At 76.6% G+C, this 256-nt stretch carries 1 protein-coding gene; it reads right to left on the bottom strand.

Translation table 11 applies throughout. The annotated features are described in order from the left end of the window. The coding region (locus tag K5R16_RS22380; protein ID WP_220740635.1) for a hypothetical protein at positions 1-256 on the bottom strand (256 nt) is incomplete at both ends.

Here is a 256-nt window from a genome sequence, read left to right as displayed (position 1 = left end):
TAGGGTGCAATGGATTGGTGCCTATCGGCGACTCCATTGGCTCGTAATGCTCAGGGAAAGGCCCTTCCGCCAAGTGTTTAAGCGCGAAGAAACGACCTGCGCCTTCTGGTTGCATAATGAATGGATGCGCCCCCCCCCCCCCCCCCCCCCCCCCCCCCCCCCCCCCCCCCCCCCCCCCCCCCCCCCCCCCCCCCCCCCCCCCCCCCCCCCCCCCCCCCCCCCCCCCCCCCCCCCCCCCCCCCCCCCCCCCCCCCCC

Origin of the sequence: Shewanella sp. c952 (assembly GCF_019654975.1) — a bacterium.
Taxonomy (GTDB): domain Bacteria; phylum Pseudomonadota; class Gammaproteobacteria; order Enterobacterales; family Shewanellaceae; genus Shewanella.
Note: the sequence above shows the minus strand (reverse complement) of the source record. Positions and strands in the feature narration are given on the sequence as shown.